We start from the raw sequence: 6,187 nt of genomic DNA on the forward strand, positions 1-6,187 counted from the left end.
TTGCTAATTGCTAATTGCTAATTGCTAATACAGCATTTTTCCTAACACTAGCCATTAGCGATTAGCCATTAGCCATTAGCCATTAGCTCCAGCTTTGAGATAACTAGCAACTTGAGTTAATAGCAGATTGCAGATTGCAGATTTAATTTCAATCTAAAATCTGCAATCTATAATCTAAAATTCCCTAATCCTGAGCTTCTAGTGGCTGACTGGGTGGAATTTGCTCGATTGCCATCAGCGCTTCCATGACAGATTTAACAATGGGTGCGGTGACGTTAGAACCAAAGGCTCTTCCCTGGGGTTCGTCCACGACTGCTAGGACTACGTATCGCGGGGAGTCAACGGGAACAATCCCAACGAAGCTGGTAATTCTGGCAGTTGCGGAGTAGCCGCCGCTGGGGCTTGCTTTTTGGGATGTGCCGGTTTTGCCTGCAACGCGGTATCCAGGTATTTGCGCGACCCTGCCGGTGCCATTTTTGACAACGGCTTCCATCATCTCCAGTACGGCTTGGGTTGTGTCTGAGGAGAAGACGGGGCGGGGAGATGGTAAGGTGGGTTGCCAATACAGCACTCCTTTGCTGTCAGTTAGCCCCCGCACTACGTGGGGACTGACCAGTTTGCCGCCATTGGCGATGGCACCGTGCAGTTGCAATAGCTGAATCGGTGTGAGGGAAAATCCCTGACCGAATGCGGCCGTTGCGGCATAAATTCGGGATGTTGTAAACGACTCTTGACTTTGCAGCGAGCCAGCAGCTGAAAACGGCAGGTCTGTTTCCACCGCTTGCCCAATTCCCAGGCGTTCCAGCCAGCCGTAGAAGGTTTGGCTGCGCATTTTTTCTACGATGTGTACCATGCCCACGTTGCTGGAATTTGAGATAATTTGGGTGATGGTCAAAAGCCCGGGACTGCCGCGTTCTTCAAAGTTATAGTTGGAAATCAGCTCGGAACCAACGGCGATTTGACCTTCGTCGCGGATGACGGTATCGGGTTTGATGACGCCAGCTTCTAAAGCGATCGCTACGTTGATCGGTTTAAAGGTGGAACCAGGTTCGTAAAGGTCTGTGAGCGCCCAGTTTTTGTACAAACCCACATCGTACTTGTAGAATTGGTTCGGGTCGTAGGAAGGCTCAGAAACCAGTGTCAGCAACGAACCATCCCGGACATCCATCACCAAAACGGTACCGCGTTTGGCGTTAAACAGCTGCATTTGTTGTTTGAGCGCGGCGCGAGCTGAGCGTTGCAGTCGGCTATCGATGGTCAGCTGTACTCGTAAATCGTCAAAGTTGCTCAAACCCTCTGGAAAGCCAGAGGGAACCAAAGCACCGTTTCCAGAGCGGTTTAGCCGCACCGAACGCACAAAGCGTTCCAGCAGTTTTTCCTGGCTGTATTCCACCCCCGCTTGACCTTTGTGATCGACGTTGACGAAGCCGACAACATCGGCGGCGAGTTGCTGCTGGGGGTAGAGGCGCGAGTAATGTTTGACTAGCTCGATGCCATCATAGCGCAAGGCAGAAATGCGGTCGGCAACTTCTTCTGACAAAGAATTGTCAATCCGGACGCCAGTTGCAGCGCTATTGAACTGCTTGAGAAGTTGGTCGGGGGTGCGTTTGAGTAAGGGAGCCACAGCAGTTGCGATCGCTTCTTTTGGGGCTTTAAACAGTCTGGGATGGGCGTACAGGCTGTAGGCAGGTCGATCCAGCGCCAAGAAGTTGCCGTTGCGGTCTAAGATCGAACGGCGCGGCACAAACGGACGCAGGGAAACCATCTGCTGCTGTCGCGCCAGACTTCGCAACTCCGACCCGCGAATAATTTGCAGGCGATACAAATTCCAGCCCAGCGCCAAAGAGCTAACTAGCAGTACGCCCCAGACTAATACAAGTCGCAAAGGAGATGCCTGTTGGGGTAGATCGAGTTGTTCCTCTTTTGAAGATGGCTCTGCCAGAGGTTGTTGCTTTTCTTTTGCAGCCAAAGGTGGTTGACGACGCCATTGCAGAAGCTCAGGCGAGTTGCTCCGTCGTCGAGGATAGCGAGAAGAGGGAGGGTCGGCCTTAGCCATAGCAAAACCCCATTAAAGCGATTTTAGATTTTAGATTTTAGATTCGCGATCGAGGGAGCCATCTCAAATCTAAAATCCAAATTTCTAGTATCCCACTGGTGTGGGTGCGAGCTGCTGTTTGGCAGATGGATCGATCGCCCTTGTGGAACTGGGGGTGGATTTGGGCTGCTCTTGTGTTGGCAAAAATATGTTGGTGTTTGGTGTTGCGGGAACCAGCCCCGTACCTTGTTGTTCGGCTTGATCGGCTAGCTGCTTTTTAAACACTTCACTCGCCGCCGTCAGTTGCCGTTGTTGGAGTTGTAAGGTTTCGAGTTGGCGGTATTCTCGGTTCCACAATTGCTGGGTGTAGACCGTCCCGCCATAAACTGCGAGGGTGGCACTTACCAGGAAGAACGTTACCACCGACGAGCGGCGCTGCCATCGGATCAACCAGGTCAACCAAACTGGCATTGATTCCGACTGGGGTACGAGTTTAGCAGTTTCCCGATCGGTTTTAGACAACCGCAATTCGCCTGCTCTGGCGCTCTCGCGACGCGCCATTCCTTCTCTCCGGTTAGCCTGTCTTCTTTGCGCCCTCCGAGCGCTTTTTAGCTCCATTCCTGCTTCTGGCGCTTTTGAGGGAAATTGTGGCTGTGGCGTCGTACCAGAGTCAGCAATAACTTGGGCTGACTCTAATCGGGCGGCCGAAACTCGCCCCATGCCAACTTCCGGCAATTTAATTGAACTAACCATTCTGCTTCTGGATGGGACGGTTTTAGCAAAAACGGCGAATTTAGGGGCGATCGACATAAACTTCACCTGTTGGGTTAATTAGCACGTGCTAGCAGGGTCAACTCTTGCTTTAGCAGCTTCTATAGGTTCATTATCGCTGTCCTGGCATTGCCGCTCTCCCAAGCTGTCACGACTGTTCCTCTTCGCCAAATACTTACCCTGTTTTTGCAGCTATATGCCCGTATCCTAGCACAAGGCAAGCTTTCAAATCGATCTGGATTGACGATGCTTCAAAATCCTTTAATAATGATGCTATTTGTCAAATTATGCCAATTTTTAGGTTTCCAGTCCCAACCTGACCCAGCAGTTGACCATGAGTGGCGCTTGGTGTGGTCAACACAACCAGGAGCTTGACTAAATAACTCAAGTTGCTAGTTATCTCTCTGGGAGCGGCTAATGGCTAATTGCTAATGGCGAGATTGGTAAAAATCCAAGATTAGCAATTAGCAATTAGCCATTAGCAACGCCAAAGTTTATAACTAGCAACTTGGGTTAAATAGCAAAATACTTGGCTAAAGTTACTCAGAGTTACTGATGGCGATAGTGTTACTTGGTTGTAATTTTATGCTATGTTTCTCAAACCGCCGAAAACCAAGGCTTAAAATTGTTTGGTTTGTCAACCACAGCCGCGGCAAAACTAACCAGCGTGTAAAAAGGTCGTAGGTTTGACCACGATTCGCTAAATAGGTGGAAAAAAAAGGTTGAACAATCGCTCCGGGGCGGGTTTTACCTGCCATAAACAGGTTTTATATGCCCAAAAAAAATTGTGGCGCCAGGCAACAGATATAGGTCGAAACCCGGTTTCTGCTCAAAGAAACCGGGTTTATATGCCCAAAAAAAATTGTGGCGCCAGGCAACAGATATAGGTCGAAACCCGGTTTCTGGTATCGTTAAACCCGCCCCTACAAAAAAACAGTTACTCATCTTAAAATCGGGTCAGGCTCACCCGAATTTACGCCTGTAGACAAGAAGGATCCGACTCCCTTGGTGCCAGCTCTAAGCAGACCCTCTAGAAATTACTTATAGTTGAATGGTGAACTTTAGATAAGTTTAGCCAAGTTTTGTATAGAACAGAGTGGGACTAAATCGCCAAAAACTCGCTCAAACTTACTCATACATCCCGCTCTTGAGTAAGTCGCTCCTGTTGACTAACTCAGATATAATCAGATTAAAGCCGAAAACCAAGGCAAAACTTTCTGGTTTGTAAACCACGACTGATTTAAGACTGGCAAGCCTGTAAAAAGGTCAAACAGGAATCCACGGTTTGTTAAATATGCTGAAAATAACGGTTGAACAATAGTCAAACGCTTCAGAACCAAATAGACCAGGCTTTGGTGACGCTCCTACACCTCGCTTCGGGTAGGTTTTGGCTGACAAGTCTTCCGCTCTTGGAACTTCGTGAGCGGTACTCGTATTCTTTCCCGCTACAGCCGTTTATAGTCAGGGTAGCGCCGGGCCAGACTTGAATAGTTTAAAAACCATTCATCAATTGTTCCATGAAGATTTTATCCACAAGTGGCACTATCGATATAAAACACACTTCCTTGTGTCACCCGCTATCCTCAGTTGTTAAGGTACTGTTCGGTGACCAGCATTTTCGGCTATTGCCACCTGATAGAATGATAGCAGCTATTCGCCGCATATTGTCAGATGGATACCAGAAAGTTAACGATCGTAATTCCCGTGATAGAGTTCAACTCATTGGAAGAGTACTGTCGCAAAAAAGGCAGAAACAAGACCGATGTACTTAGGGAGTTTATCAGGTAGAAATAAGACTGATGTACTTAGGGAGTTGATTCGGAGTTGGCCAGGCGCAATTAGCTGCGAAATAGGCAATTAAGGCGCTGTCCCCACTCCTTTTTTCTGCGTAGCAGTAATTCAGTCGGGGGACGCGCCTTAATTGCAGAGCCATTCATCCCACTCCCGATAGGGGACGAGACGTGGGGATGAAAGGCGGGCTAAGCTAAGGTGGCATCTGCCTGTGAGACAGCGAGCAACCCACCATACCCAAAGGGTTGGTGGGAGGTACAGACACAAGGTTCTGTAAACTGCCTAAAAATTCCACGACTTCAGTGGTAGAAATTGAACAGATGAAGTATTGTTATAAACCATGACGAGACGCGCTTGCACCAGAGTGGTTGACGCGGGGGATGTAGCGCTACCGGGACTTTTAAGTCCAGTCAAGGCGCAACCCTGCTAGAATACTTTTCGTCAGTACAAGACAATAAAACCTACCTCCGGACTGGGGGAAAGTTTACGACCGAGGAGCTAGTTGCAAGACTAGGATAGCAGCCCGCCTGAGGGTAAAAGGATTGCGCCCGGTAACCTGAACACTCAGGGTATTAAGGCTGAAAAGTCTTAAGAATCCCCGCACCAACAGGCGCGGGGAGTGTCAACATCTAGCAGATTAAAGTTACTCTGCCATCATCGCAAGAGGAGTGTATGAACAACAAAATCCTTAGTTTGCTTGTAGGTCTCGGTTTAGCCGTCTCGTTGGGAGCTTGTGGAGGAGGCGGTGGGGCGCCAGAAGGAGGCACAACTCCCGCTTCTCCCGCCGCCACACCGCCAGCTAAACCAGCAGCACCAGCAGCTACGCCTGCTCCGAAGACCTCTCCACCTGCTACTCCTAAATAACAACGCCTTCAGCTGGCGGAAGCAGAGCGTCTCCTTCGGAGAAGCGCGTAGGTTCTCCGACTGGAGAATCCCGCTCCTCACCTCCCACCTGGCTCAGTTGGCTAAGCTCGGCTTAAAAGTCTGAGTTAAAGAGGGATAATAAACGACTCAACTGGCTATTGCTCCTCACTGCCTGACTGAGTTTGTTAAACAAGTCCGTTCTGTTGCTTTGGTACGCGAGGCGCATTCATTAGCTAAAGCGTGCCCTAGCCTCACACCTAACCGATAGGGAGGTGTTGAGCTTTTGACTAGCAGTAGTTTTCCTCCACCAACATCGACAAAAGCTGACATTTTGTCGATTGTTTTTGTAGCAAAAATAAATGAACTACCCGCCCTGACTTTGTTGCAGGGGGGGTTCTACGTCCTGCCCAGTAAGTGCGTGTTTCTGACGCTCGATCGCAGAAGACGCTGGCTTTGCTCTGACACGGAGAGGCAAAGCGAAACAAGTGTCTCAAGACTCTTGTTAAGGAACGTCCGTCTAAATTTAGATCGAGTAGGGAGAGCTGCTGCCGAATTTACGCTTGGGGACTGTTGGATCCGACTCCCACACCTAAATAATCCGGGACTCTTTCCGCCCCGTCTTTTTAAAGCGGGGCGGAAAGAGGACACGAGCGAATTTATTCGCCATCTTTGATTGACTTGTGCTGCGATCATCTGATAATCTCTTGTCAGAAACGCCAGAGAAAC

General features: G+C 49.3%; 4 protein-coding genes. 1 reads left to right on the top strand and 3 read right to left on the bottom strand.

Translation table 11 applies throughout. The features are described 5' to 3' along the window. Positions 1-184 precede the first annotated feature (184 nt). Both ACE1CM_RS20465 and ACE1CM_RS20470 read right to left on the bottom strand, forming a co-directional pair. Complete coding sequence (locus tag ACE1CM_RS20465; protein ID WP_374879834.1) at positions 185-2,056, bottom strand: peptidoglycan D,D-transpeptidase FtsI family protein; 1,872 nt, start codon at positions 2,054-2,056, stop codon at positions 185-187. 84 nt (positions 2,057-2,140) lie between these two features. Continuing rightward, positions 2,141-2,845 carry a hypothetical protein gene (locus ACE1CM_RS20470; RefSeq protein ID WP_374879836.1) on the bottom strand — a complete coding sequence of 235 codons (705 nt, stop codon included), beginning with the start codon at positions 2,843-2,845 and terminating at the stop codon, positions 2,141-2,143. Positions 2,846-5,269: 2,424 nt separating this feature from the next. Between ACE1CM_RS20470 and ACE1CM_RS20475 the strand changes: the two genes are divergently transcribed. Next, positions 5,270-5,461: a hypothetical protein gene (locus ACE1CM_RS20475; protein ID WP_374879837.1), complete on the top strand. Its 192-nt coding sequence runs from the start codon at positions 5,270-5,272 to the stop codon at positions 5,459-5,461. Between the two features lie 165 nt (positions 5,462-5,626). Here the strand turns inward: ACE1CM_RS20475 and ACE1CM_RS20480 are convergent, their stop codons facing one another. Further along, positions 5,627-5,791: a hypothetical protein gene (locus ACE1CM_RS20480; RefSeq protein ID WP_226586998.1), complete on the bottom strand. Its 165-nt coding sequence runs from the start codon at positions 5,789-5,791 to the stop codon at positions 5,627-5,629. Positions 5,792-6,187: the final 396 nt, after the last annotated feature.

This window comes from Microseira sp. BLCC-F43, assembly GCF_041929235.1.
Taxonomy (GTDB): Bacteria; Cyanobacteriota; Cyanobacteriia; order Cyanobacteriales; family Aerosakkonemataceae; genus Microseira.